This window comes from Rhodanobacter sp. KK11 (assembly GCF_033345435.1).
GTDB lineage: Bacteria > Pseudomonadota > Gammaproteobacteria > Xanthomonadales > Rhodanobacteraceae > Rhodanobacter.
In genome coordinates this window covers 1018380-1040765 of record NZ_JAWPMI010000001.1, presented here as the reverse complement: position 1 = coordinate 1040765, position 22386 = coordinate 1018380, and the positions used below count along the sequence as shown (strand labels likewise).

Below are 22386 nucleotides of genomic sequence, written 5' to 3'. Positions count from 1 at the left end.
CCGCCGGCGCGCACCGGCGAGGCGACGAGGTCTACAACGCCTGCGGCAGGCCGCCGCCGCGCCGCGACGAGGCCAGCGAGCGCGCCACCTCGGCCAGTGCGTAGACCCGGGCCACGCGCACCCAGCCCAGCACCAGCACTACCAGTTGCGCCAGCAGCAGCGCCAGCACCAGGCCACCCACGCCGAGCGCCGGGGTGTGCAGGCGGCCCACGCCGAGCGCCAGCGCGACGGCGTAGCCGACCACGCTGATCAGCACGTAACTGAGCAGCGTGCTGAACGGCCGGCGCAGCAGCTGCATGAAGCCGCGACCGAAGGCGCGGGTGGCCGAACGCAGGTTGCCGTCGGCGATGAACGCGGCACGCCCCGACTCCACCATGGCCTGCGCCAGCACGAACAGCACGCCGGCAACGAACAGCGCCAGGTGCGATGCGCGGTCGGCCTGCGACTGCAGCACCGCCTTGTCGCCGACGCCGTCGGCCATGTGCAGCGCAACGCCGGCCAGCGCCGCCACCGCCGCATACGGCACGACCGACCACAGCATCAGGCGGAACATGCGGCCGTACTCGACGATGCCGCACTGGAGCAGGTGGCAGAAGCCCAGCGTACGGTTGGCGCGCCCGCCGCCGACCAGCATGCCATTGAGGAACGGCGACAACAGCAGGGTCAGCAGCAGGCTGAGGATCGCCACCCCGCCGAGCCAGCCGCTGCCGTCCCTGAGCGCCGACAGGGTGTCGCCAAACATCAGCGGACTGAACTGCGCGGCCCAGGCCGGCGCATGCACCGAATGGTCGAGCAAGCCGCTCAAGCTGCGCCACAGCGGCAGACTGACCACCGCGGTCGGCAGCAGCAGCAACAGCGTCCACAGCAACAGCAGGCGCCACTGCATGGCGGCCAGCGGCGCGCGCAGCACGGCGCCAAGATCCACCCGGCGGGAAACGTGTTTGCTCATCATCACAGCGACCCCATTAAGGCGTAGAAGACCTGCAACAGCGACGCGGCATCGGCACTCCAGCGGCGCGAGGCACTGCCGTCGGCCTTGGTCGTGCGGCTGTCGTTGAGCTTGTTCGCATCCAGCAGGATCTTCTGCTCGGGATCGAGCGTGGCCGAGACCGCCTTGGCCGGCCGGGTGAACTCGAAACGGGCCCAGCGGCGGCCGTCGTTCCAGTGCACGTCCTCGTGGCTGCCGTCGGCGAACGTCACCCGCAGCAGCTGCGGCACCGGCGCACCGTCGCGGCGCACGGTGACGGTGCTGCGCCAGGGAAACGGCCCGCTGCCCGGTTTCGCGTCCGGATGGGCCTTGTTCCAATCCTCGCGCTGTTTGTCGACCTGCTTGTCGAGCACCTCGCGATCGAGCTCGCTGCGCCGGCCGTCCTTCAGCGTGCTGCCGATCAGCGGCAGCACTTCGGCAGTGTCGATGCTGGCGATGCGATCGTCGATCTGCGCGGTGCCGTAGACGTACTGGTCGAAGATCGCATGGACCGCGACCGGGTTGCCGGAAGCTTCGGCCAGGGTGGCGCGCAGGTCGGCCACCGACGGGTGGCGGAAGCGCCAGCGCCGGTAGTACTCGTGCATGGCGCGTTCCAGCGCCGGCTTGCCCAGGCGCTCCTCCAGATCGTGCATGGCGGTGGCCGTGCGCGCGTAGACCGTGCCGTAGCTGCTGCTGGACAGGCGGTTCCAGGCATTCGCGCCCAGCGGGTCGGGCGGCTGGCGCAGGCCGGCGATCAGGCGCTCGGCGACGAACGGCGGGATCGCCGGCGCGATGCCGAGACGCTTCATCCAGCCGCCGGCCGCCACGATGTCCTGGCTGCGCTCGCGCAGCATGCGGTCGTCCCAGTACTCGTTCATGCCCTCGTCGAGCATCGGTTCCTCGAATTCGTTCGAGGCCAGGATGCCGTAGAAGTAGCCGTGGCCGAACTCGTGGATGGTGACGAAGTCGAGCATGTACTCGGTGAGCGTGCCCGGCTCGACCTTGGCATAGCCCTCGGCGGTGAAGAAGGTGGGGTACTCCATGCCGCCCGCCTCCGACGCGTTGTATGGCGGCACTACCGCCGTCACCGTCTCGTACGGGTAGGCGCCCAGCGTCTTGGAGAAGAATGCCAGCGAGTCGATCGTGGCCTTGAGCACCGGCTGGGCGCTGGCGGCGTATTCCTGCGGATAGATCACCCGCACGTCGACCTTCGGGCTGCCCGACCCCTGCCAGCTGCCGTCCAGCGTCTTGAAGCCCTTGGCGGCCACCCAGGCGAAATCGTGCACGTCGCCCTGCACGTAGTGGTAGGTGCTCTTGCCGTTCGCCGTCTGCGGCGGCCCCTGCAGCTTGCCCACCGCGCCCACGGTGTAGTCGCTGGGCACGGTGAGGCGCACGTCGTACAGGCCGAAGTCGGCGTAGAACTCGCTGTTGAAATGGAACTCGTGCACGTTCCAGCGCGGCGCGGTGGCGCCGCGTTCGCCGGCCAGCTCCAGCACGCCGATCTTGGGGAACCACTGCGCCACCAGGTTGAAGTCGCCCCACCAGCCGGTGCGCTCGACCACCCGCGGCAACTGGCTGAGAAAGTCGATGTCCAGGGTCAGCGTGCCGCCAGCCGGCACCGGCTCGGCCAGGTCGATCTGCGCCACGGTCTGGTCGGTGGCCGGGCCGTGGTCGGGCTGTACGAAGCGCCACTTCAGCGCCGCGTCGCCCTGCTTCACCTGCTTCAGCTCGATCCAGCCCCACTCGCCCTTCTTCAGCACCGCCGCGCCGCGCGAACTGCCGTGCGCCGTGAGCACCTCGCGCTCGGTGAACCAGGTACTGCCTTCGTTCTGGAACGCGTTGAGGTACAGGTGCACGTAGATGCGGTCGATCGGGCGGTCGCTGCGGTTGCGCCAGGTCATGCGCTCCTTCGCGCTCACCGCATGCTTCGCCGCATCCAGCTCGGCGTCGATGCGATAGCTCACCACGCGGTCGGACAAGGTCGGCTCGTTGCCGCTGCGCTCGCCGCCCCAGGCGTCCGCGGCGCTGGGCACGCTGACCGCGGCGGCATCGGCGGCCGCGAAGGGAATGTCGGAAAGCACCACGCTGGCCGCGCTGGCCGGCACCGGGCTCGTTGCCGCCGGAGCGGCCTGCTGCGCCATCGCCAGCCATGGCCACAACGCAACCATGACACCCAGGCTCCCCCACTTGCGCACGATTCGTCGCATCTTGCTACTCCCCTGAGCAATCCCCACAGACTGCACCCAAGCGGCAATCGCTGGCATAGGCCATAGGTCATGCCGGCTTGCCGCTTCAGTAGACGTCGCGGCGATAGCGCCCCTGCCCGCGCAACTGTTCGACCCGCGCAGTGCCCAGCACCTCGCGCAACACAGCATCCACGCCCGGCGCCAGGCCGTCGAGGCTGCCGCACACGTAGATCGCCGCACCGGCGTCGACCCAGCGCCGCAACTCGCCCGCCGCCTCGCGCAGCCGCTGTTGCACGTGGATGCGTTCGGCCTGGTCGCGCGACCAGGCGAAATCGGCGCGCTCGATCCGGCCGTCCGCCAGCCACTGCTCGATCTCGTCACGGTAGAGGAAATCGTGCGCCGCGTGCCGCTCGCCGAACAGCAGCCAGTTGCGCCGGCGACCAGCGGCCAGGCGGGCCTTCAATAGCGCCCGCAAGGCGGCCAGCCCGGTGCCGTTGCCGATCAGGATCAGCGGCCGCGCATCCCCCGGAGCGTGGAAATTGACGTTGCTGCGCACACGCAGGGCGATCTCGGCGCCAAGCGGCGCGTGCACGGTGAGCCAGCCGGAACCGAGGCCGAGGTAGCCGCCGCGACCGCGCATCTGGCGCACCAGCAGGTGGAGCGCGCCATCGGCCGGCAGCGAGGCGATCGAATACTCGCGGTGCGGCAGCAGTTGCAGCATCGCCGCCAGTGCCACCTCATCCAGCCCCGCGACCTCGCCGGCATCGGGCAGTCGGCAGCGTGCCAGCCGTTCGGCCAGAGGCAGGCGCTCTTTCCCGAACGGCACCGGCACGCTTCCGTCCAGCCCGTTGGCTGCCAGCCACGCCGCCACGTTGCCCGATGCATGGCGGGGGCCGATCTCGACCAGGTCGCCGGCCTGCCAGTCCATTCGGCCCTGCAACGGCTGCAGTTCGAGATGAAAGCAGGGTTCGCCCACGCTGCCGGGGTTGAGCAGGTGGCGCTCAGTCAGCCGCCAGCGCTGGTACTTCGGCGCCTGCCAGTCCGGCAGGTCGCCGACCCCGGTGAGTGTCGCCAGGCGGTGCTGCCAATGGCGCAGGCTGGCTTCGTCCTCGCTGTCCACTTCCACCGGATCGAACAGCGGCTGTGCACCACTGGCCTCGAGCCAACGCTGCAACCGGCGACCGAAGCCGCAGAAGTCCTCGTAGTCGCTGTCGCCCAGCGCCAGCAGGCCGTAGCGCAGGCCGACGAGTGGCGCCGATTGCCGCATCGCCAGGCGACTGAACGCCAGCGCCATGTCCGGCGGCTCGCCGTCACCGGTGGTGCTGGCCACGATCAGCACGCGGCCGCCGCGTTGCAGCGCGGCGACATCGAGCGCGTCGATGCCATCCAGCCGCGCCTGCACGCCAGCCGCCTGCAGGCTCTGCAGGGTCTGCCGTGCGATTTGCCGGGCGAAACCGGTCTGGCTGGCGTAGACCACCTGCACGCCCTGCGCACCGGGCTCGACCCACGCGGCACGGCCCTGGGTCGCGGCCGCCGCCGCGACCGGCTGGCGACCAGCCGCCGTGTCCGCCGCCGCCGACGGCCCGCGCAATCCGGGCAGCACGCGGCAACGACGCAGCCAGCCGGACAGGCCCAGCCACGGCGCCAGCAGCAGGGTTGCGCCGAACTCGCACGCGATGCGCATGATCGGCAGCATGCCGGTCGGGCGCGGCGCCGAACGGATCCGCTGCCGCGGCTGCGGCGGCCCCGGGCGCAAGATGCGAAGCTGTGGTCGGAACGGTTCGGCGGAAGGCAGCTGACCCATGGTTATCCGTGATTCGCGGCACCCACCGCCGACGGGAACTGCGGCGGACGCAAGAAGTCTGGAGAGCGCAGAATCCGGAAATCCGGGCTGCGTCGACGCCTCATTAGATAGTAAACAAGAATCAATCTCAACAATGACCAGTTGCCGCGCCCGGCAGCCGGCCATTCCCTTGCACCCCGGGAGCACGCCAGCACATGCGCATCCTATTGGCCGAAGACGACCTCTCCATCGCCGAAGGCCTCTGTGCGTCACTGCGACACGCCGGCTACGTGGTGGACCATGCCGCCCAGGGCAACCTGGCCGACTCGGCACTGCGCGACCACGACTACGACCTGCTGGTGCTGGACCTTGGCCTGCCCATGCTCGACGGCAGCGAAGTGCTGCGCCGCCTGCGCCAACGCGGCACCGGCATGCCGGTGCTGGTGGTGACGGCCCGCGACGGCCTGTCCGAGCGCATCCGCGTGCTTGACCTGGGCGCCGACGACTACCTGGTCAAGCCCTTCGCGCTGGCCGAATTCGAGGCGCGCGTGCGTGCGTTGCTGCGCCGTGCCAGCAACCAGGGCAAGCCGGAGCTGCGGCTGGGCCGGCTGCGGCTGGACCTGCCGGGCCATCGCGCCTGGATCGATCAGATCCCACTGGAGCTGACCGCGCGCGAGTTCGGCCTGCTCGAAGCGCTGGCCCTGCGGGCAGACCGCGTCACCAGCCGCGCCCAGCTGGTCGCGGCGCTGTGCGACTGGGACCAGGAGCTGACCGACAACGGCCTGGACATCGCGATCCATCGCCTGCGCCGCAAACTGCAAGGCAGCGGCACCGGCGTGCGTACGATCCGCGGGCTGGGCTACCTGCTGGAAGAAACCGACGACAGCGGGAACGGTCGGGCATGAACCTTCCGCGCACACGCACGCTGCGCCCCAGCCTGCGCCGGCGCCTGCTGCTGGCGCTGCTGGTCCCGGTGGGCGTACTGCTGCTGCTGGACGCGCTGCTGACCTACGGCGTCGCCCTGACCTATGCCAACCGGGTGCATGATCGCGACCTCAGCGACGATGCCCTGACCCTGGCGACGATGCTCGGCAACGACAAGCTCGATGGCGAACTGAGTCCGCAGGCGCGCTTCCTGCTCGAATACGACCCGGACGGCCACAGCTACTTTGCCGTGAGCAGTGCCCGGCACGGCCTGCTGGCCAGCAACGGGCAGCTGTCGCCACCCGCGCAGCTGCCGGCCATCGGCGCCCGCCCGATCCTGTACGACGCACAACTGGCCAAGCGCGCCCTGCGTGCCGCCACGGTACGCATCGCCATGCGCAGCGACCCCGGTGACAGCCTGGTCGTCACCGTCGCCGAGACCCTGCGCGACCGGCATCGCCAGGCGCGGGAAATCCTGCTGCTGGCCAGCGTGACGCAGACGCTGCTGATCGCCTGCGTGCTCTCGCTGGTCTGGTTCGGCGTCGGCCGCGGCCTGCGCGTACTCGACCCGCTGACCGCACGGCTCGCTGCGCGCACCAACGAACTGACCCCGATCGACGGCCCTGATGTGCCACTGGAGATCCGACCGCTGACGCGGACCATCGACGCGCTGTTCGGCCGCCTGCGCAGCATGCTGGCCCTGCACGACCGCTTCATCGCCGACGCCGCGCACCAGCTGCGCACGCCGCTGGCAGGGCTGAGCCTGCACGTCGAGCGCGCCATGGCCGATCCGCAACCGGAGACGATGGCCGACACCCTGGCCCACATCCGGCGGCTGGTGCAGCGCGTCGCACGCACTTCCGCGCAGTTGCTGGCGCTGACGCGCGCGCAGGCGCCCCCGCCGGAGGCCGGGGAGCGCAGCCTGCTCGACCTCGGCCAGTTCATCCCCGGAGCGGTCGCCGAGCGCGTGCACGAGGCGATCCGGGCCGGCATCGACCTGGGCTACGAAGGTAGCGGGCGGCCCCTGTTCGTGCTCGGCGATGCCGCCAGCCTGCAGGACTTGCTGGACAACCTGATCGACAACGCCGTGCGCTACGCCGGCCGCGGCAGCACCGTCACCGTCAGGCTGTCGGCACGCGCCGATGGCGGCGCCAACCTCAGCGTCGAGGACAACGGCCCCGGCGTCCCGCCCGATGCGCTGCCGCGGTTGAGCGAGCGTTTCTTCCGGGCCGCCAACCACAACGAGGAAGGCAGCGGGCTGGGCCTGGCGATCGTCCAGCGCATCGCCGAGCGGCACCACGCCGAAGTGACCTACCGCCTGGTCGAGCCACACGGCCTGTGCGTGGAAGTGCGCTTTCCCGCTTCGTCGGAAACGACCGTCGGGCCGGCATGAAGGCGCTCGACCATGATCCGTTTCGCACCCTCGCCCGACCATGCGGGCACAATGGCCATCAGGATGGGGAAAGATTCCGCCACCACAATGGCGCGCGATGACCTCCCCTCCACGCCACCCCGAGTACCCGCGTCCCATCATGTCCCAGGAAAAACGCCTGCCGTGCCACTGCGACTGAGCAAGGCAACCTCGAACCGCCGCTGGTACGCCTGCCTGCTCGCTGCGGTATGCGGCGGGCTGGCCGGCTGCGCCGCGCCATTGCCCCGGCTGGATCCGCCGCTGCCCGCGCAATGGCAGCATGCGGTCGTCGCCGCCGACCCGGCCCGGCCGACCGACCTGCACGGTTGGTGGCACGCGTTCGCCGACCCCGACCTCGACGCGCTGGTCGACCGCGCCTTGGCCAACAACCTCGACGTGGCCCAGGCGGTCGAACGACTGCGGGCCGTGCGTACCCTGCACGAGCGCGCCCACGCCCGCTACCTGCCTGCGCTGAGCGCGCGCACGCATGACGCGATCGACCCGGACGCCAGCGCCTCGTTCCTCGTGGCCGGCTTCGACGCCAGCTGGGAGCTGGGCCTGTTCGGCCGCGCCGAAGGCACCCGGCGCGAATCGCAGGGCGCACTGGACGCCGGCGTGGCCGACCTGCGCGCCGCCCGGGTCAGCCTGGTCGCCGAAGTGGTGCGCGAGTGGATCAACCTGCGCACCGCACAGCAGCAGGAACAACTGCTGCAGCGGATCAGCCAGCAGCGCCGGCAGGCTTGGGAACTGTTGCAGACGCGGCAGCGCCTGCAACTGGCGCCCGCCGCAGCGGTGGACCAGGCGCAGGCGGCCTGGGCCCAGGCCGAGGCTGCGCTGGCGGCACCGCGCCAGGCCGCCGATGCCTGCATGCAGCAGCTGGCCGTGCTGCTCGGGCAGAACCGCCCCGACCCGGCATGGCGACAGGCAGGCGCGCCCCCCGAACTGGGCGCCTGGCGACTCGACGGCACGCCGGCCGAGCTGCTGCGCACGCGGCCCGAGATCGCCCGCGCCGAAGCCGACGTGCTGCGCAGCGCCGGCGAGCTGGCGCTGACCCGCGCCGACCTGTTTCCCAGCATCGGCCTCGGCGCCTCAATGGTCTGGGCCACCGACATCAACAACAACCACCGTTTTTCCACCACGCCGAACGGCATCGCGTCGTTGGGGCCGGTGATCGACATTCCGCTGTTCGACTGGGGCATGCGGCTGGCCGCCACGCATGCCAGGGCGCATGAATTGAAGGCCAGCGTGCTGGCCTACCGGCAGGCCGTGCTGCAGGGCGTGGCCGAGGTGGAAACCGCGCTGGGCAGCCTGCAGCAACAGCGCCAGCGCGAGCAGCAGAACACCCTGGCGTGGCAGGCCTTGCAGCGCGCCGACCAGGCAGCGCAGGTGCGAGCCGGGTTGCAGCTGGGAAGCCCGCTCGATCGCATCGAAAGCCGGGTTGCCGCCGAGCAGGCCGCGCTCGAACTGGCCGACGCCCGCGCCGCGCACAGCCTCGCCTACGTGGCGTTGTTCAAGGCGCTGGGCGGCGCACCGCGGCCCGCTCCGGACGCGGAACGGGCCGCGTCGCCGGCCGCCGACGACGCAACCGGGGCGCCGCACTGATGGTGGCCCTGGCGCGCAAGACGCTGATCTACGAATGGCGGCGCTTCCTGCCGGCAATGCTGGCGGTCGGTTTCGCCGGCCTGCTGCAATTGCTGCAGATCGCGCTGGTGCTGGGCATCTTCGGCAGCACCAGCCTGTACATCACCGGCTCGTCGGCCGACGTGTGGGTCGGTTACCCCGGCACGCAGAGCGTGAGCCTCGGCCGCACGATCGATGCCGACGTGGAGTCGCGCCTGCTGATGGATCCGGCGGTACAGCAGGTCGAGCCGTACCTGTGGATCGACGGCGACTGGCGCGGACCGCGCGAGACGGGCGGCGTCTCGGTGTTCGTCTCCGGCATCGACCCGGCCGCCGACGGGCTGATGTTCTCGAAGGTCCTTTCGCCTGCGCTGCGCAGGCGGTTGGCCGAGCCGGACGCGATCGTGATCGACCGTTCCGCGCAGGAGCAGCTCGGCATCGACATCGGCCAGACCGCCACCATCAACGGCCAGCAGGTGCGCGTGGTCGGCATCGGCAGCGGCCTGCGGGCGCTCGGCGGAGTCAACGTGCTGTGCTCGCTGGATACCGCACGCCGGCTGGACAACGACCCGACCGACACCGGGCCGACCTACCTGGTGGCGAAACTGCACGACCCGGCCCAGGCCGAAGCCGTGGCGATGCGCCTGCGCGACGGCACCGCCTTCGGCCCATACACGGCGTGGAGTGCCGCCGACTTCGCCAGCCTCTCGGTGCGCTACTGGCTGTTCGACACCGGCGCCGGCGCCGGCGTGCTGTTCCTGGCCGGCATCGTGTTCCTGGTCGGCGCAGTGATCACCAGCCAGACCCTGATCGCCGCGGTCAACGGCTCGGTGCGCGAGTACGCCACCCTCAACGCGCTCGGTGTGGGCGTGGGCGCGCTGCGCAAGGTGGTGCTGGAACAGGCCTTCTGGGTCGGCGCGCTGGGCCTGCTCGGCGCCAGCGTGCTCGGCGTCGTGCTGATGCTGCTGGCGCGCAGCCAGGACGTGCCGGTGGTCCTGAATGTTCCGGCGGCGCTGGGCTGCATCGTGCTGGTGCTCGGCCTGGCCGCCGTCTCCGGTCTGGCCGCGATGCGCAGCCTGCGCCGCGCCGACCCCGCCACCTTGCTGAGGTAGCCGCGATGCGCCCCGCCTCCGCCATCGAGCCGCCGCCCCCGCCTGTCCTGCAGGCCGAGAACGTCAGCAAGGCGTTCGTCTCCGGCAACCAGCGCACCCAGGTACTGGACGGCCTCAGCCTCAGCATCGAGGCCGGCGAACTGACCCTGATTTCCGGCCCGTCCGGCTGCGGCAAGAGCACCCTGCTGGCGATCCTCAGCGGCCTGCAGAAGGTCGACAGCGGCCGCGTGCTGGCACTCGGCAGCGAGCTGGGCCAGCTCGACCTGCGCGCGCTGGAACGCTTCCGCCTGCAGCACACCGGCTTCGTGTTCCAGGGCTTCAACCTGTTCCCCGCGCTCTCCGCCTTCGAGCAGGTCGAGCTGCCGCTGAACCACATGGGCCTGTCGCGCGATGAGGCGCGCCGGCGCGCCCGTCTCTCGCTGGAGGAAGTCGGCCTGGCGCACCGCATGCGGCTGCGCCCTTCCGAGCTGTCCGGCGGCGAGAAGCAGCGCGTGGCGATCGCCCGTGCGCTGGCCAAGCAGCCCGAGCTGCTGTTCGCCGACGAACCGACCAGCGCACTGGACGCCGCCAACGGCCAGATCATCATCGACATCCTGCACCGGATCGCCCACACCCACGGCACCACCGTGCTGTGCGTCAGCCACGACCCGCGCCTGGTCGTCCACGCCGACCGCGTGCTGGCGATGGAGGACGGACGTATCCTCAGCGACCGGCGCACCCACGCCGCGCTCATCGACAGCAAGGAAAACCCCGCATGAAGCCGCCAGCCCTCCAGCCGTCATGGCGCACGCATGCCACGAGCCTGCTCCGCTGCGGCGGCCTCGCGCTGGCCATCGCGTGGCTGCTGCCGGCCTGCTCCTCATCCTCCAGCCAGGCGCCGGCCGGCAATTCAACCCGGCCTGCTGCCGCCTACGCCGCCGTCGCACGCGGCCGGATCGACATCGAGGGCGGCCTGCTGAACCTGGCGATGCCGCGCGAGGGCACGCTCGCCACGGTCGCCGTGCACGAGGGCGACCACGTCAAGCAGGGCCAGTTGCTGGCGGCGCTGGACACCGAACCGGCCAGGCTCGCGGTCGAGGCGGCGCAGGCGCAACGGGACCAGGCGCAGGCGCAGCTGAAGCTGCTCGGGATCAAGCAGGCCGCGGCGAAACAGCGCGCGCAACGACTGTCCGCCGCGGCCGCCGCCGGTGCCGGCGACGGCCAGAGCGCCGACGATGCGCGCGAGGCGGCGGCACAGATCGACGCCGATCAACAGTCCGCCGGGGCGGCACTGGCCCTGGCCAGCCAGAAGCTGGACGAGGCCCGCTACGAACTGAAGCAGCGCAGCCTGCTCGCCCCGCTCGACGCCGACGTGGTGCGGGTACTGGCCCAACCCGGCGCCAGCGTGTCGCCGGCGTCCGGCCCGCTGTTCGTCCTGCTGCCGCAAAAGCCGCGCATCGTGCGCGCCGAACTCAACGACAGCTTCGCCGCGGCAGTCCGTCCGGGCATGCCGGCCGAAGTGGTCGCCGAAAGCGGCGGCGACCATGCCCGCTGGAGCGCGCACGTGCTGCGCATCGGCCAGGTCTACGGCCCTGCCACGCTGGAGAACGATCCGCAGATCCGCGCCAACGCGCGCACGGTGGAATGTGTGCTGGCGTTCGACCAGCCGCAGGACCTGCGCATCGGCCAGCGCGTGATGGTGCGCTTCGGCCATACCGCAGCCGCGACTGCCGCACCGAAAGACTGAGGAAACCGCCGGCTGCGAACATCGTCCGCATGAAAACCGCCGCGATCCATCCCACAAGGCAACCGCGTGATCCAGCAGACTGACTTCTTCTTCGAAGGTGGACGCAGCGGCGTGCTGCTGATCCACGGCCTCACCGGCACGCCGATGGAAATGAAGCTGCTCGGCAAGGGCCTGAACCGCGCCGGCTTCACCGTGCACGGCATGCAGCTGGCTGGCCATTGCGGCAACGTCGAGGACCTGCTCGCCACCGGCTGGCGCGACTGGTACGCCAGCGTCGAGCAGGCCGCCGACGCGCTGCTCGGCAAGGTCGACCAGCTGTTCGTGGGCGGCCTGTCGATGGGCGCGCTGCTGGCGCTGAAGCTCGCCGCCGAGCGGCCGCAGCAGGTTGCCGGTGTCGGCGTGTACGGCGCCACCTTCCGCTACGACGGCTGGAGCATCCCGAAGCTGGCGCGGCTGTCGTTCATGCTGCCGCTGCTGAAGAAGCTCGGCATCGGTCGCGGGCGCAGTTTCATGGAACAGCCGCCCTACGGCATCCGCGACGAGCGCCTGCGCGCGCAGGTCAGCAGCGCCATGCTCGGCGGCGACAGCGCCGCCGCCGGCCTGCCCGGCAACCCGTGGTATTCGCTGGCCGAGATGTACCACCTGGCGGCCGACGTGCGCCGCCGGCTGCCGCAGGTGGCGGCGCCGTGCCTGGTCGCCCACGCCAGCGACGACGACGTGGCCAGCCCGCGCAACGCCGAACTGGTGATGCGCGAAGTCGGCGCGCCGGCCGAGCTGCTGCTGCTCGACGACAGCTACCACATGATCACCATCGACAAGGAACGGCGCACCCTGATCGAGCGCTCGGCGGCGTTCTTCGACGCCATCGCCGCACGGCGTGCCGCCGCCTGATGGCTCCGGCAGAAGGTTCCATCTCCACCCTCGTGGCGGGCCTGTGGCTGCTCAACATCGTGCTCGACACCGGCGGCCAACTGGCGTTCAAGGCAGCCGCCGGCGACCCCGCCGCTGGCGACGGCCTGGCGCGCTGGAAACACATGGCGGCGCGGCCGTGGCTGTGGCTCGGCATCGGCAGCTACGTGGCCGAGTTCCTGGTGTGGATCGCGTTCCTGTCGCTGGTCCCGCTGTCCGAAGGCGTGCTGCTGGGTTCGATCAACATCGTGGCGATCATGCTCGCCGGGCGTTTCCTGTTCGGCGAGAAGCTGACCCGGCTGCGGGTCGCCGGCATCGTGCTGGTCACGCTCGGCGTGGCGATCGTGGGGCTGGGCGCATGAGGCGCTTCTACCTGTTAGGCTTCCTGCTGCTGATGGGCTTCGACACGCTCGCCCAGATCAGCTTCAAGTACGCCGGCAGCCAGGCGCTGCCGGTGGAAGCCAGCCTGGCGTGGTTGCTGCGCGTGTTCGGCCAGCCGTGGGTGTACGGCGCGATCATCGGCTACGTCGGCGCGTTCTTCACCTGGATGGCGCTGCTCAAGCATGCGCCGATCGGCCCCGCCTTCGCCGCCTCGCACCTGGAAGTGGTGTCGGTGATGCTGTTGTCGATCTGGCTGTTCGACGAGCAGCTCACCCCCGCCCGCGGCCTGGGGGCCGTGGCGATCATCGCCGGCATCGTCTGCCTGGGCATTGCCGAAAGCCGCGAACACGCCCCGGAACCTGCCGCCTGAGCACCGGCTAAGCTGCGCGCATGCTGCCCCGCCGCTGCCACGAACTGCCGCCCACCGCCGGCCTGCCGCTGCGGCTGGCCGACCTGCGCCCGGGCGCGCCGACGCTGGCCGACGATGTCGCCGCGCTGCTGGGCACGCCGCCGCTGCAGCTGACCTGCTCCGGCACCGCGGCGCTGCTGCTCGCACTGGCCACGCTGCATGAGCTCGATCCGCAGCGCCGTCGCGTGGTGGTGCCGGCATACACCTGTCCGCTGGTGGCGATCGCGGTGCGTCAGGCCGGGCTCGAACTGCAGTTGTGCGATTTGCGCGCCGGCCATTACGACATGGACCCTGTCGCGCTGCGCGCGGCCTGCGACGAGCGCACGCTGGCGATCGTGCCCACTCACCTGGCCGGCCGCGTCGCCGACGTCGACGACGCGCTCGCGGTGGCGCGCCAGGTCGGCGCATACGTGATCGAGGACGCCGCGCAGGCGCTGGGCGCACGCCGCGCCGACGGCGCCAGCGTGGGACTGGCCGGCGACGCAGGCTTCTTCAGCCTCGCCGCCGGCAAGGGCCTGTCGATCTACGAGGGCGGCCTGCTCGTCGCAACCGATCCCGCGCTGCGCGAGCGGCTGGCCCGCGCCGCCGCAGGCGTGCCGCCGCGTCCCGGCTGGGAGTGGCGGCGGCGCCTCGAACTGCTCGGCTACGCCGCGCTGTACCGGCCATGGGGCCTGCGCTTGGCCTATGGCGCGGCGCTGCGTCGCGCGCTGCGCCGCGGCGACGAGATCGCCGCGGTGGGCGACGACTTCCCGCCGGCCATCCCGCTGCACCGCGTGGGCCGCTGGCGGCAGGCGGTGGGCGCGCACGCCGTGCCGCGGTTGCCCGGTTTCCAGGCGCGGCTGGCCGCGCAGGCGCAGCAGCGCCTGCCGCGCCTGCGCCGCATCCCCGGCGTGCAGGTGCTGGACGATCCGCCCGGCGCGCAGGGCAGTTGGCCGTTCTTCCTGCTGCTGCTGCCCGACCAGCGCCGCCGCGACGCCGCGTTGGCGCAGCTGTGGCAGGCCGGCTACGGGGTCAGCCGGCTGTTCATCCACGCCCTGCCCGACTACCCCTACCTCGCCGGCACGGTGCCGGCGCAGGACGTGCCGCACGCGCGCGACTTCGCCGCGCGCAGCCTCAGTATCGGCAACAGCCCATGGCTGACCGACGCGGACTTCGAGGCGATCTGCGGCGTGCTCGGCGGCAGCTGAGGCGGCGCTCCGGCGATCCGCCGGCCATTCACGCGAACGAAATCCTCCACCCGCAAGAATGGCGCCGCTTGGTCGGTCCGCCGATGCCCGCACGCAAGCGCCGGCGAGGATTCCCGCGCAGTTCCGGGGGTCGCCATGACGGCAGCACCGCACACGGGTTTCATCGGCCGGTTCCGCGAGGAACCGCGCCTGCAGGCGCTCGCGGCGCTGCTCCTGCTGCTGCCGCCGGTGTTCTTCCTGTTTCCGGTGCCGATCGACGAGACGCGTTACCTCGCCGTGGCGTGGAACATGCACCTCAGCGGCCAGTGGCTGGTGCCATGGCTGGACGGCGCGCCGTATTCGGACAAGGCGCCACTGCTGTTCTGGCTGATCAACCTGGTGTGGGCGGTGACCGGCGTACACGCTTGGGCGGCGCGCCTGCTGGAGCTGCTGCTGACGCTGGCCACCCTGCCGCTGCTCGCCTCGCTCGGCCGACGGCTGGGTGCCGGGCCCGCCGCCGTGCAGGCCTCGCTGTGGCTGTGGCTGGGCTGCGCCGCGGTTGCGGCGTACGCCGGCACGGTGATGTTCGACATGCTGCTCACGTTGTGCACCTTGGTGGCGTGGCGAGCCACCCCCGTGCTGGCCGGCCGGCGCTGGCCGCTCGCGGCAGCGGCGATGGCGCTGGCGCTGGGTGCGGGGACGTTGGTCAAGGGGCCGGTCGCGCTGCTGGTGGGCGGCATGCCGGCGCTGCTGGCGCCGTGGTGGCTGCCGCAGGCGCGGCCGCTGGCGAGCTGGTCGCGGCTGCTCGCCGCGCTGCTCGGCGCCACGCTGCTGGCGCTGGCCTGGGCGCTGCCCGCGGCCAGGGCTGGCGGCGCGCAGTACGCAGACGCGATCTTCCTGCACCAGACGCTGGGCCGCGTGGTGCAGAGCTTCGCGCACGCCCGGCCGTGGTGGTGGTACCTGCCGATCCTGCCGGCGATGCTGTTGCCATGGGCAGCCGCGATCGGGCGCGGTGGGGCCGCACCGGCGCCGGCCAGCGGGATGCTGGACCGCTTCGTGGCGGCGGCCTTCATACCCGGCTTCGTCGTGTTCAGCCTGATCAGCGGCAAGCAGCCGCACTACCTGCTGCCGTTGCTGCCGGCGCTGGTGCTCGCCGGCGGGCAGCGCCTGGGCAGCGGCCGCTGGCGCGTGGTGGGCTGGCGCGTCGGGCTGGTGCTGGCGCTGATCGGCATCGCCGTCGCGGTCGGCCTGGGCCGACTGGCGGTCGATCACGCCGGCCGCATCGAGGCGATCGCCTGCGGCGCGCTGGTCGTCGTAATGGGGCTGTGGTTCATGGGACGGCGGACGACGTCGCTGCCGGTGAGCCATGCCGCGCTCGGCATGCTGGCGGCGCTGTTGCTGTGCAAGCTTGCCTTCGTGCTGGGCGCCGGCCCCCGCTACGACGTCACCATGACGGCGCGCCGCGTGGCCGTCGCGCAGCAGGCGGGCATACCGCTGCTGTTCGCCGGCCCGCAGTACGGCCTGCTCACCTTCGCCGGACGGCTGACCGTGCCGATTCCGGCCACCACCGCCCCGGCCGCGGTGGCCGCGTGGGCGCACGCGCATCCGCAAGGCTGGGTGATCAGCAGCGAGCCGGAATTTCGCTACCCGGCCGCACCGCTGTACCGCCAGCCCTATCGTGGCGACAGCTTGCGCATCTGGCGCGCCGGCGACGTCGCCAGGACAGCGGCGGGACCGGCGCACGGCTAGGGCGCGGCGTCGACGCGCGCGGCGATCGCCTGCAGCAGCTCGAGGTTCAGCGCGTGCTGCTGCGCCTGCCAGTCGGCCAGCTGCGCAGTGTCGACTGCGGGTTGCGCGTCCAGCGCCGACAGCCTGCGCTTCCACCACGTGCGATAACGGTAGTGCGAGATCTCACCGTTGATGTCGCTGCCGAGCAGGCCGTGGCGCAGGCTGCCGATCAGCGCCCGCGCGTGGTCGAGTTGCAGGCGGCCCTGGTCCCAGTTGGTGCGGGCCACGTCGGCGGCGAACACGTCCTTGTCGATCGACAGGTAGCTCGGCGCCGCCTGCGTGCGCTGGAACTCGACGAACGCGTCGACCATCGCCGCGGGCGTGTCGAACCCGCGGAATGCGTGCGCCAGCCCGAGCCGGCGCGACCAGCGCGTATCCACGCCGATGCTCCAGTAGCTCAACTTGCCGCGTCGCAGCGGCGCCAGATAGTTCTCCCAGGCATGGCCGGCACCGATGTCGGCGGAGGTGATGCCGAGCACGTGCACGTGGCTCACCTGCGGCAGCAGCGCCACCTTGCGCACCCACGAGCCGCAGTGCACGCCGAACGGGAAACGCATGTTGTCCGGGTGGTTGTCCAGCACCACCACCTGGAACGGCGCCTCGCTGCGCACGCGTTCGATCAGCGGCCAGCTGAGGTGGTGGAAGTCGCCGCTGCCGGTGAGCACGGTGCCGTGGCGTTCGGGCAGCAGCTGGTCCAGCATGGCGCGGAAGCGCTGCATCGTGGCCAGCGAACAGCCGAAACGGATCGACTCCTGCCAATGCTCCAGCGGCAGCACCAGGCGATCCGGCAGCGGCCCCACCGAGTTGTCGATGTCCAGCACCACCGGGCGCCCTGCCAGCCTATCCATCGACCGTCTCCGCCGCCTGCCACTGGCGGTCACTTTCGAAATGGCCGCCCAGCCGGCGCAGCAGCGCGCGCAGCAGCGGATTGCGCGCGTACACCGCGTGACGGGTGAAGGTGAAGCGCGCGCCGAGGAAGGACTTCACCTGCGGGTCGGTCCAGCCGGCCACGTAGTGGCTCAGCCCACGTTCGCGCGCGTAGCCGAGGTTGTGCATCCAGCTGACGAAGTACAGGTTGTGCTCGCGCGCTTCGGGGTAGGCGAAGCCGATGTACTTGTCGATGAGTTTGCCGGCGTACTCGTAGCAGAGGTTCCAGCCGATCATCTTCCCGCCGTGGCGATAGACGAACACCACGCCGCCGCTGGTCGCGTCCTGCAGCAGCAGGCGGAAGAAATCCGCGCTCAGGCGGTCGAAGTGGAGCGTGCTCTGCGCGTACACGTTGTCGAACAGCGCGTAGAACGCGGCCAGCGTCGCCTCGTCGCGGAAGCAGGCGTCGCCGGTGCGCAGCGTCTCGGTCTCCAGGTCAGCGCGCGAGCGCAGCTTGCGCCGGATGTTCTTCCGCCGGCCGGGCGACAGCCGGGCCAGGTACTCGTCGTCCGACGCGAAGTCGATCGGTACGAAGGCCAGCGCCTGGCCCTCCAGCAGCACGAAGCCCTCGCCTGCGCAGGCGGCGGCGAAAGCGCGCGCGTGGGCATTCGCAGCGGCGTCCAGCAGCGGCGATTCCTGCGCGATGTCCTTCACGATCAGCAGCGCGCACTCGCGCCCGAACGCCGCCTTCAGCCCCTGCGCCAGCAACGCGGGCGACACGCCGGCGGGCAGCGGCGCGTACTCGGTCACGGTGGTGCCGGCGAAGCGGGTGCGCCAGCGCAGCAGCCGGCTCCAGCGGCGATACAGCGGCAGCGCGGCGACGCGGCGGCGCAGCGCGTCGTCGGCGGTGGTCAGCAGGTCGAACGGCGCCACGAACGCCGGCATGCCCTGCGGCGAATGATCCACCGCGAAGCCGAGCGGTGGCTCGATCATGAACGCCGCAAGCAGCGCGTCCGGTTCCAGTTGCGAAATGAAAGGCATGCGTAAGCGAGTTTGCCTAGACTGGGCTGGCCAATAGCTTGCCCGGCCCACCTTGCGCCGGCCTTCCATTGTCGCCCGCCACCAAGGACTCCGTCATGACCGCAGCGATCCAGCAGCAAGTGTTCGAGATCATCGCAAAACAGGCCAAGGTCGAGGTCGGCGCCGTCAAGCCCGAGTCCACGCTGAAGGATCTCGGCATCGCCTCGCTGGAGGCAATCGAGCTGATCTTCGACATCGAGGAGCACTTCGACATCCACTTCCCCGAGCAGCAGGGCGCCAACTTCGACAGCGACACCGCGCAAAGTCTGGTCGACGCGGTGCAGACGGCGCTGGACGAGAAGGCCGCCGCGGGCGAAGGAAGCAAGTGATGCCCACCGTGTCGACGCGCCGGGTGGTGATCACCGGCATGGGTGCCATCAGCCCGTTGGGGGTGGGCGCCGCGGCGCTGTGGCAGGGCCTGCGCGAGGGCCGCAGTGCGATCGGCCCGCTGCAGCATCCGGACGCCGGGCGCCTGCGCGTGAAGGTCGCCGCCCAGGTGCCGGCAAGCTTCGACCCCGCCGCGCACATCGACGAGCGCACCCTGCCCCTGCTCGACCGTACCTCGGAGTTCGCACTGCACGCAGCGCGCGAGGCGGTGGCGCAGTCCGGGGTGGATTTCGCCGGCGACGGGCTGGGCGCGCGCACCGCGGTGATCGTGGGCACCGGCGTGGGCGGCGAGACCACCCAGGACGAGCAGAGCCGGCGCCTGTATGGCGAGAACGCCCAACGCGCGCACCCGCTCACCATCGTGCGGCTGATGACCAACGCCTCGGCCAGCCAGATCAGCATCGCGTACAGCCTGCACGGCCCCACCTACGCGGTGGCCAGCGCCTGCGCCTCGGCCAACCACGCGATCATCCAAGCCGCGCAGCTGATCCGCTACGGCCTGGCCGACGCCGCCGTCACCGGCGGCACCGAAGCCTGCCTCACCTACGGCGCGCTGAAGGCGTGGGAGGCGATGCGTGTGCTGGCCGACGACACCTGCCGCCCGTTCAGCGCCAACCGCCACGGCCTGGTGCTGGGCGAAGGCGCCGGCATCTTCGTGCTGGAATCGCTGGAACACGCACAGGCGCGCGGCGCCACCATCCTCGCCGAGCTGGCCGGCACCGGCATGAGCGCCGACGCCAGCGACATCGTGATGCCCAGCGCCGAGGGCGCGGCGGCGGCGATGCGCCAGGCGCTGGACGAAGCCGAACTGAACCCCGGCGACGTGGACTACATCAATGCCCACGGCACCGGCACGCCAGCCAACGACGTCACCGAAACCCGCGCCATCCGCCTCGCCTTCGGCGCGCAAGCCGACCGCCTCGCGGTGTCCTCCACCAAGTCCATGCACGGCCACGCCCTGGGCGCCTCAGGCGCACTGGAACTGGTCGCCGCGATCGGCGCGCTGCGCGACAGCGTGGTGCCGCCCACCGCCAACCTGGACCAGGTCGATCCCGCCTGCGACCTCGACTACGTACCGAACGTGGCGCGCGAGATGCCGGTGCGGGCGGTGCTCAGCAATTCGTTTGCGTTCGGGGGATTGAACGCGGTGCTGGCGTTGAAGCGGGCGTCCTGAGCGGCGGTGCCTCAAACAAGTCATCCGGCTTGCCCGCCATTTCTGCAAAATCAGGACAAGTGCGAAGGACAGCCCATAGGGCGAGTGCAACGACTCATCCACAGTGTTGGCTCAAGTCCGGAGCACGCACCATCGGGCACCGGACAACGGCGCGCATCCTGCTCGCCGGAAGCAAAGCGGTGGCGATGTCGGCGCAGAACGTAGCGCACGGTGGCGCCTGACCGGGCCCGACACAAACCCACCGGGAATATATGACGCGGCAGGCTTCCGCACTCCTCTGCAGGCCTTCGAAGCATCCTTCGACCGCGATGCGCTCCGGGCGCTGAGTTTGCCTCACGTTCAATTCGACATTCCGTTATGCCGAAGCAAGGCATCCATCCTGGGTGCCCGCCCACGGAAAGCACGGAAATTCTCGATGGCGCGGCGGCTACCGCCGCGAGACAGGATCTCCTCGCGGAACTTTGCCCCGGTTTCGGCCTGCCTGGCGGGCGCCTCCTCGAACGCGGCGTATGCATCCGCGCTCAGCACTTCGGCCCATTTGTAGCTGTAATACCCTGCTGCATAGCCGCCCGCGAAAATGTGGCTGAATTGATACGGGAAGCGGTTCCATGCAGGCTGCAAGTTCACGGCCACTTCCTCGCGCACCTGCCAAAGAAGACGCAGAACCGCCTCGCCATCGGGATTCCTATTCGCATCCGGCCCGGCATGCAGAAGCATGTCAAATATGCCCATTTCCAGCTGCCGGACTGCGGCCATGCCGCTCTGGAAGTTCCTGGCCGCCAGCATCTTGTCGAAAAGCTCGCGCGGCAGCTTGTCACCCGTTTCCACATGCCCGCTCATCGCACAGACCCGATCCCACTCCCAGCAAAAATTCTCCATGAACTGGCTCGGCAACTCGACCGCATCCCACTCCACACCATTGATGCCGGAGACTCCGAGTTCGCCAATCCGGGTCAACAGCAGATGCAGGCCATGGCCCATCTCATGGAACAGAGTGATCACTTCGCGATGGCCGAAAGTCGCCGGTTTGCCATCGGTGCCTTTTCCGAAATTGCAGACCAGGAATGCCACCGGCGTCTGGACTTCACCACCAGTGACGCGTCGACCGCGGCATTCGTCCATCCAGGCGCCGCTGCGCTTGCCTTCACGGGCATACAGGTCCAGATAGAACTGGCCGATGGTCCGGCCCTGCGCATCGGCCAGGCGATAGAAGCGCACGTCCTCGTGCCATACCGGCGCGATGTCCGGCTCCACGTTCAGGCCATACAGCGCATGTATCAGCTCGAACAGCCCCGCCAACACCCGCTGCTCGGTGAAGTACGGCTTCACGTCCTGCGCGGACAAACGGTAGCGGGCCTGTTTCAGCTTTTCGCTGGCGAATGCCACGTCCCAGGCCTCCAGCGTCTCCAGTCCGAGATTGCGCCTGGAGAACGCTTCCAGTTCGATGCGATCCTGTTCCGCATGAGGCCTGGCGCGCACCGCCATGTCCCGAAGGAAGGCCAGGACTTCGTCCGGCGTGTCGGCCATCTTGGTTGCCAGCGAATATTCGGCATAACAGGAGAAGCCGAGCAATCCCGCCATTTCCGCGCGCAATGCCAGGATGCGCTGGATGCAGTCCCCGTTGTCCAGTGCCGCGTCGTCGCCCAGGTCGGATGCCCGCACGACATTGGCGCGGTACAGCGCATGCCGTAACTCGCGGTCCTCTGCGTACGCGAGCACGGGCAGGCAGACCGGCATGTGCAATCCCAGCTTCCAACCTGGCCTGCCTGCCTTTTCCGCCGCCATCCGGCAAGCAGACAGGACGTCCTCGGGAATTCCTGCCAGTCGCGCCTCGTCGTCGACGAACAGGCCGAAGGCATCGGTGGCGTCCAGCACGTTCTGGGAGAATTTCGCCGCAAGCCCGGCCAGCTCCTCCTTGATCGCACCGACACGCTGCCTCTGGCCGGGCGGAAGCTGTGCGCCGCCCAGGCGGAACGCTCGAAGCGCGTTCTCGATCACCATGCGGCGCGCCTCATCGTAGGCGGCGAATTCCGGCGCCTCCGCCAACGCCCGGAATTGCGCGAACAACGCCTCGTCCTGCGCAAGACCGCTCATGTAGCGTGCGATTTTCGGCAAGGCTTCGTTGTAGGCGGCACGCAGCGCTGGCGTACTCGCGACGGCCTCCAGATGCTTTACCTGGGTCCAGGCGCGATCAACCCGCTCCGTGGCATTGTCCAGGGGTACGACGAATCCTTCCCAGGTCGCGGGCGATACGCGCTCGAGGGCCTTGATCGAAACCTCCGCCTCGCACAGAAGTCGGTCGATGGCGGGAGCAACGTGTTCCGGCCGGATTTCGTCAAAACGCGGCAGGCCGGAGAAATCCAGTAATGGATTGGTCATGCGGGTTTCCATCAGTCGTGGGAGCGCGCCTGTGCGCGATGGCCGGTCAACTGCATCCGGCAAGTTCGGGCTTACCCGTGCCTGATTGGCGCCGATCAGGTATCCACATCTTTCACG

At 70.3% G+C, this 22386-nt stretch carries 19 protein-coding genes; 13 read left to right on the top strand and 6 right to left on the bottom strand.

Annotated features, from left to right (window positions below; translation table 11 throughout):
* Window positions 1–31 precede the first annotated feature (31 nt).
* From R5H19_RS04595 to R5H19_RS04585, 3 genes are all read right to left on the bottom strand, one after another.
* Window positions 32–952, bottom strand: coding sequence for a hypothetical protein (locus tag R5H19_RS04595; RefSeq protein ID WP_318157773.1), 921 nt, complete (start codon window positions 950–952; stop codon window positions 32–34).
* The gene (locus R5H19_RS04590) at window positions 952–3174 is read right to left on the bottom strand and encodes a M1 family metallopeptidase (protein WP_318157772.1); all 2223 of its coding nucleotides are present in this window, start codon (window positions 3172–3174) and stop codon (window positions 952–954) included. The genes R5H19_RS04595 and R5H19_RS04590 overlap by 1 nt, the downstream gene beginning before the upstream one ends.
* 85 nt (window positions 3175–3259) lie before the next feature.
* A complete protein-coding gene (locus tag R5H19_RS04585) occupies window positions 3260–4837 on the bottom strand; it encodes a sulfite reductase flavoprotein subunit alpha (RefSeq protein WP_318157771.1) in 1578 nt (525 codons plus the stop codon).
* 314 nt (window positions 4838–5151) lie between these two features.
* Here R5H19_RS04585 and R5H19_RS04580 point away from each other — a divergent pair, with 314 nt between their 5' ends.
* The 11 genes from R5H19_RS04580 to R5H19_RS04530 all read left to right on the top strand — a co-directional run bounded on the left by R5H19_RS04580 (window position 5152) and on the right by R5H19_RS04530 (window position 16343).
* The gene (locus tag R5H19_RS04580; protein ID WP_318157770.1) at window positions 5152–5841 is read left to right on the top strand and encodes a response regulator; all 690 of its coding nucleotides are present in this window, start codon (window positions 5152–5154) and stop codon (window positions 5839–5841) included.
* A complete protein-coding gene (locus R5H19_RS04575; protein WP_318157769.1) occupies window positions 5838–7253 on the top strand; it encodes an ATP-binding protein in 1416 nt (471 codons plus the stop codon). Before R5H19_RS04580 ends, R5H19_RS04575 begins: the two co-directional genes overlap by 4 nt.
* A 162-nt stretch (window positions 7254–7415) precedes the next feature.
* Window positions 7416–8873, top strand: a complete 1458-nt coding sequence (locus R5H19_RS04570; RefSeq protein ID WP_318157768.1) for a TolC family protein — start codon at window positions 7416–7418, stop codon at window positions 8871–8873.
* On the top strand, window positions 8873–10003 hold the full coding sequence (locus tag R5H19_RS04565; protein WP_318157767.1) for an ABC transporter permease: 1131 nt from the start codon (window positions 8873–8875) through the stop codon (window positions 10001–10003). Before R5H19_RS04570 ends, R5H19_RS04565 begins: the two co-directional genes overlap by 1 nt.
* Window positions 10004–10008: 5 nt before the next feature.
* Window positions 10009–10761 carry an ABC transporter ATP-binding protein gene (locus tag R5H19_RS04560; RefSeq protein ID WP_318157766.1) on the top strand — a complete coding sequence of 251 codons (753 nt, stop codon included), beginning with the start codon at window positions 10009–10011 and terminating at the stop codon, window positions 10759–10761.
* Window positions 10758–11729: a biotin/lipoyl-binding protein gene (locus R5H19_RS04555; RefSeq protein ID WP_318157765.1), complete on the top strand. Its 972-nt coding sequence runs from the start codon at window positions 10758–10760 to the stop codon at window positions 11727–11729. Before R5H19_RS04560 ends, R5H19_RS04555 begins: the two co-directional genes overlap by 4 nt.
* Window positions 11730–11795: 66 nt before the next feature.
* Window positions 11796–12620, top strand: coding sequence for an alpha/beta fold hydrolase (locus tag R5H19_RS04550; RefSeq protein ID WP_318157764.1), 825 nt, complete (start codon window positions 11796–11798; stop codon window positions 12618–12620).
* Entirely contained in the window at window positions 12620–13000 is a 381-nt protein-coding gene (locus R5H19_RS04545) for an EamA family transporter (protein WP_318157763.1), read from the top strand. The genes R5H19_RS04550 and R5H19_RS04545 overlap by 1 nt, the downstream gene beginning before the upstream one ends.
* Window positions 12997–13389 carry an EamA family transporter gene (locus tag R5H19_RS04540; protein ID WP_318157762.1) on the top strand — a complete coding sequence of 131 codons (393 nt, stop codon included), beginning with the start codon at window positions 12997–12999 and terminating at the stop codon, window positions 13387–13389. Before R5H19_RS04545 ends, R5H19_RS04540 begins: the two co-directional genes overlap by 4 nt.
* A gap of 20 nt (window positions 13390–13409) precedes the next feature.
* Entirely contained in the window at window positions 13410–14615 is a 1206-nt protein-coding gene (locus tag R5H19_RS04535) for a DegT/DnrJ/EryC1/StrS family aminotransferase (RefSeq protein ID WP_318157761.1), read from the top strand.
* A gap of 135 nt (window positions 14616–14750) precedes the next feature.
* Window positions 14751–16343 (top strand): glycosyltransferase family 39 protein, encoded by a 1593-nt coding sequence (locus R5H19_RS04530; RefSeq protein WP_318157760.1) that lies wholly within the window; start codon window positions 14751–14753, stop codon window positions 16341–16343.
* Here the strand turns inward: R5H19_RS04530 and R5H19_RS04525 are convergent.
* Together R5H19_RS04525 and R5H19_RS04520 are read right to left on the bottom strand one after the other, a co-directional pair.
* Window positions 16340–17230 carry a hypothetical protein gene (locus tag R5H19_RS04525; RefSeq protein WP_318157759.1) on the bottom strand — a complete coding sequence of 297 codons (891 nt, stop codon included), beginning with the start codon at window positions 17228–17230 and terminating at the stop codon, window positions 16340–16342. The genes R5H19_RS04530 and R5H19_RS04525 overlap by 4 nt on opposite strands.
* Window positions 17223–18290, bottom strand: coding sequence for a GNAT family N-acetyltransferase (locus R5H19_RS04520; RefSeq protein WP_318157758.1), 1068 nt, complete (start codon window positions 18288–18290; stop codon window positions 17223–17225). Before R5H19_RS04520 ends, R5H19_RS04525 begins: the two co-directional genes overlap by 8 nt.
* 95 nt (window positions 18291–18385) lie before the next feature.
* On the opposite strand from R5H19_RS04520, the gene R5H19_RS04515 reads away from it, so the two are divergent.
* Entirely contained in the window at window positions 18386–18658 is a 273-nt protein-coding gene (locus R5H19_RS04515; protein ID WP_318157757.1) for a phosphopantetheine-binding protein, read from the top strand.
* Window positions 18658–19890, top strand: coding sequence for a beta-ketoacyl-[acyl-carrier-protein] synthase family protein (locus R5H19_RS04510; protein ID WP_318157756.1), 1233 nt, complete (start codon window positions 18658–18660; stop codon window positions 19888–19890). The genes R5H19_RS04515 and R5H19_RS04510 overlap by 1 nt, the downstream gene beginning before the upstream one ends.
* A 339-nt stretch (window positions 19891–20229) precedes the next feature.
* Here the strand turns inward: R5H19_RS04510 and R5H19_RS04505 are convergent, their stop codons facing one another.
* The gene (locus tag R5H19_RS04505; RefSeq protein WP_318157755.1) at window positions 20230–22269 is read right to left on the bottom strand and encodes a M3 family metallopeptidase; all 2040 of its coding nucleotides are present in this window, start codon (window positions 22267–22269) and stop codon (window positions 20230–20232) included.
* Window positions 22270–22386 lie beyond the last annotated feature (117 nt).

Excerpts from the sequence above, each read along its gene's own strand:
- R5H19_RS04595 (WP_318157773.1), bottom strand. The coding sequence starts at position 952 with ATGATGAGCAAACACGTTTCCCGCCGGGTGGATCTTGGCGCCGTGCTG.
- R5H19_RS04555 (WP_318157765.1), top strand. The coding sequence starts at position 10,758 with ATGAAGCCGCCAGCCCTCCAGCCGTCATGGCGCACGCATGCCACGAGC.
- R5H19_RS04525 (WP_318157759.1), bottom strand. The coding sequence starts at position 17,230 with ATGGATAGGCTGGCAGGGCGCCCGGTGGTGCTGGACATCGACAACTCG.
- R5H19_RS04530 (WP_318157760.1), top strand. The coding sequence starts at position 14,751 with ATGACGGCAGCACCGCACACGGGTTTCATCGGCCGGTTCCGCGAGGAA.
- R5H19_RS04560 (WP_318157766.1), top strand. The coding sequence starts at position 10,009 with ATGCGCCCCGCCTCCGCCATCGAGCCGCCGCCCCCGCCTGTCCTGCAG.
- R5H19_RS04565 (WP_318157767.1), top strand. The coding sequence starts at position 8,873 with ATGGTGGCCCTGGCGCGCAAGACGCTGATCTACGAATGGCGGCGCTTC.
- R5H19_RS04585 (WP_318157771.1), bottom strand. The coding sequence starts at position 4,837 with ATGCGCATCGCGTGCGAGTTCGGCGCAACCCTGCTGCTGGCGCCGTGG.
- R5H19_RS04545 (WP_318157763.1), top strand. The coding sequence starts at position 12,620 with ATGGCTCCGGCAGAAGGTTCCATCTCCACCCTCGTGGCGGGCCTGTGG.
- R5H19_RS04520 (WP_318157758.1), bottom strand. The coding sequence starts at position 18,290 with ATGCCTTTCATTTCGCAACTGGAACCGGACGCGCTGCTTGCGGCGTTC.
- R5H19_RS04515 (WP_318157757.1), top strand. The coding sequence starts at position 18,386 with ATGACCGCAGCGATCCAGCAGCAAGTGTTCGAGATCATCGCAAAACAG.
- R5H19_RS04540 (WP_318157762.1), top strand. The coding sequence starts at position 12,997 with ATGAGGCGCTTCTACCTGTTAGGCTTCCTGCTGCTGATGGGCTTCGAC.
- R5H19_RS04575 (WP_318157769.1), top strand. The coding sequence starts at position 5,838 with ATGAACCTTCCGCGCACACGCACGCTGCGCCCCAGCCTGCGCCGGCGC.
- R5H19_RS04510 (WP_318157756.1), top strand. The coding sequence starts at position 18,658 with ATGCCCACCGTGTCGACGCGCCGGGTGGTGATCACCGGCATGGGTGCC.
- R5H19_RS04505 (WP_318157755.1), bottom strand. The coding sequence starts at position 22,269 with ATGACCAATCCATTACTGGATTTCTCCGGCCTGCCGCGTTTTGACGAA.
- R5H19_RS04535 (WP_318157761.1), top strand. The coding sequence starts at position 13,410 with ATGCTGCCCCGCCGCTGCCACGAACTGCCGCCCACCGCCGGCCTGCCG.
- R5H19_RS04580 (WP_318157770.1), top strand. The coding sequence starts at position 5,152 with ATGCGCATCCTATTGGCCGAAGACGACCTCTCCATCGCCGAAGGCCTC.
- R5H19_RS04590 (WP_318157772.1), bottom strand. The coding sequence starts at position 3,174 with ATGCGACGAATCGTGCGCAAGTGGGGGAGCCTGGGTGTCATGGTTGCG.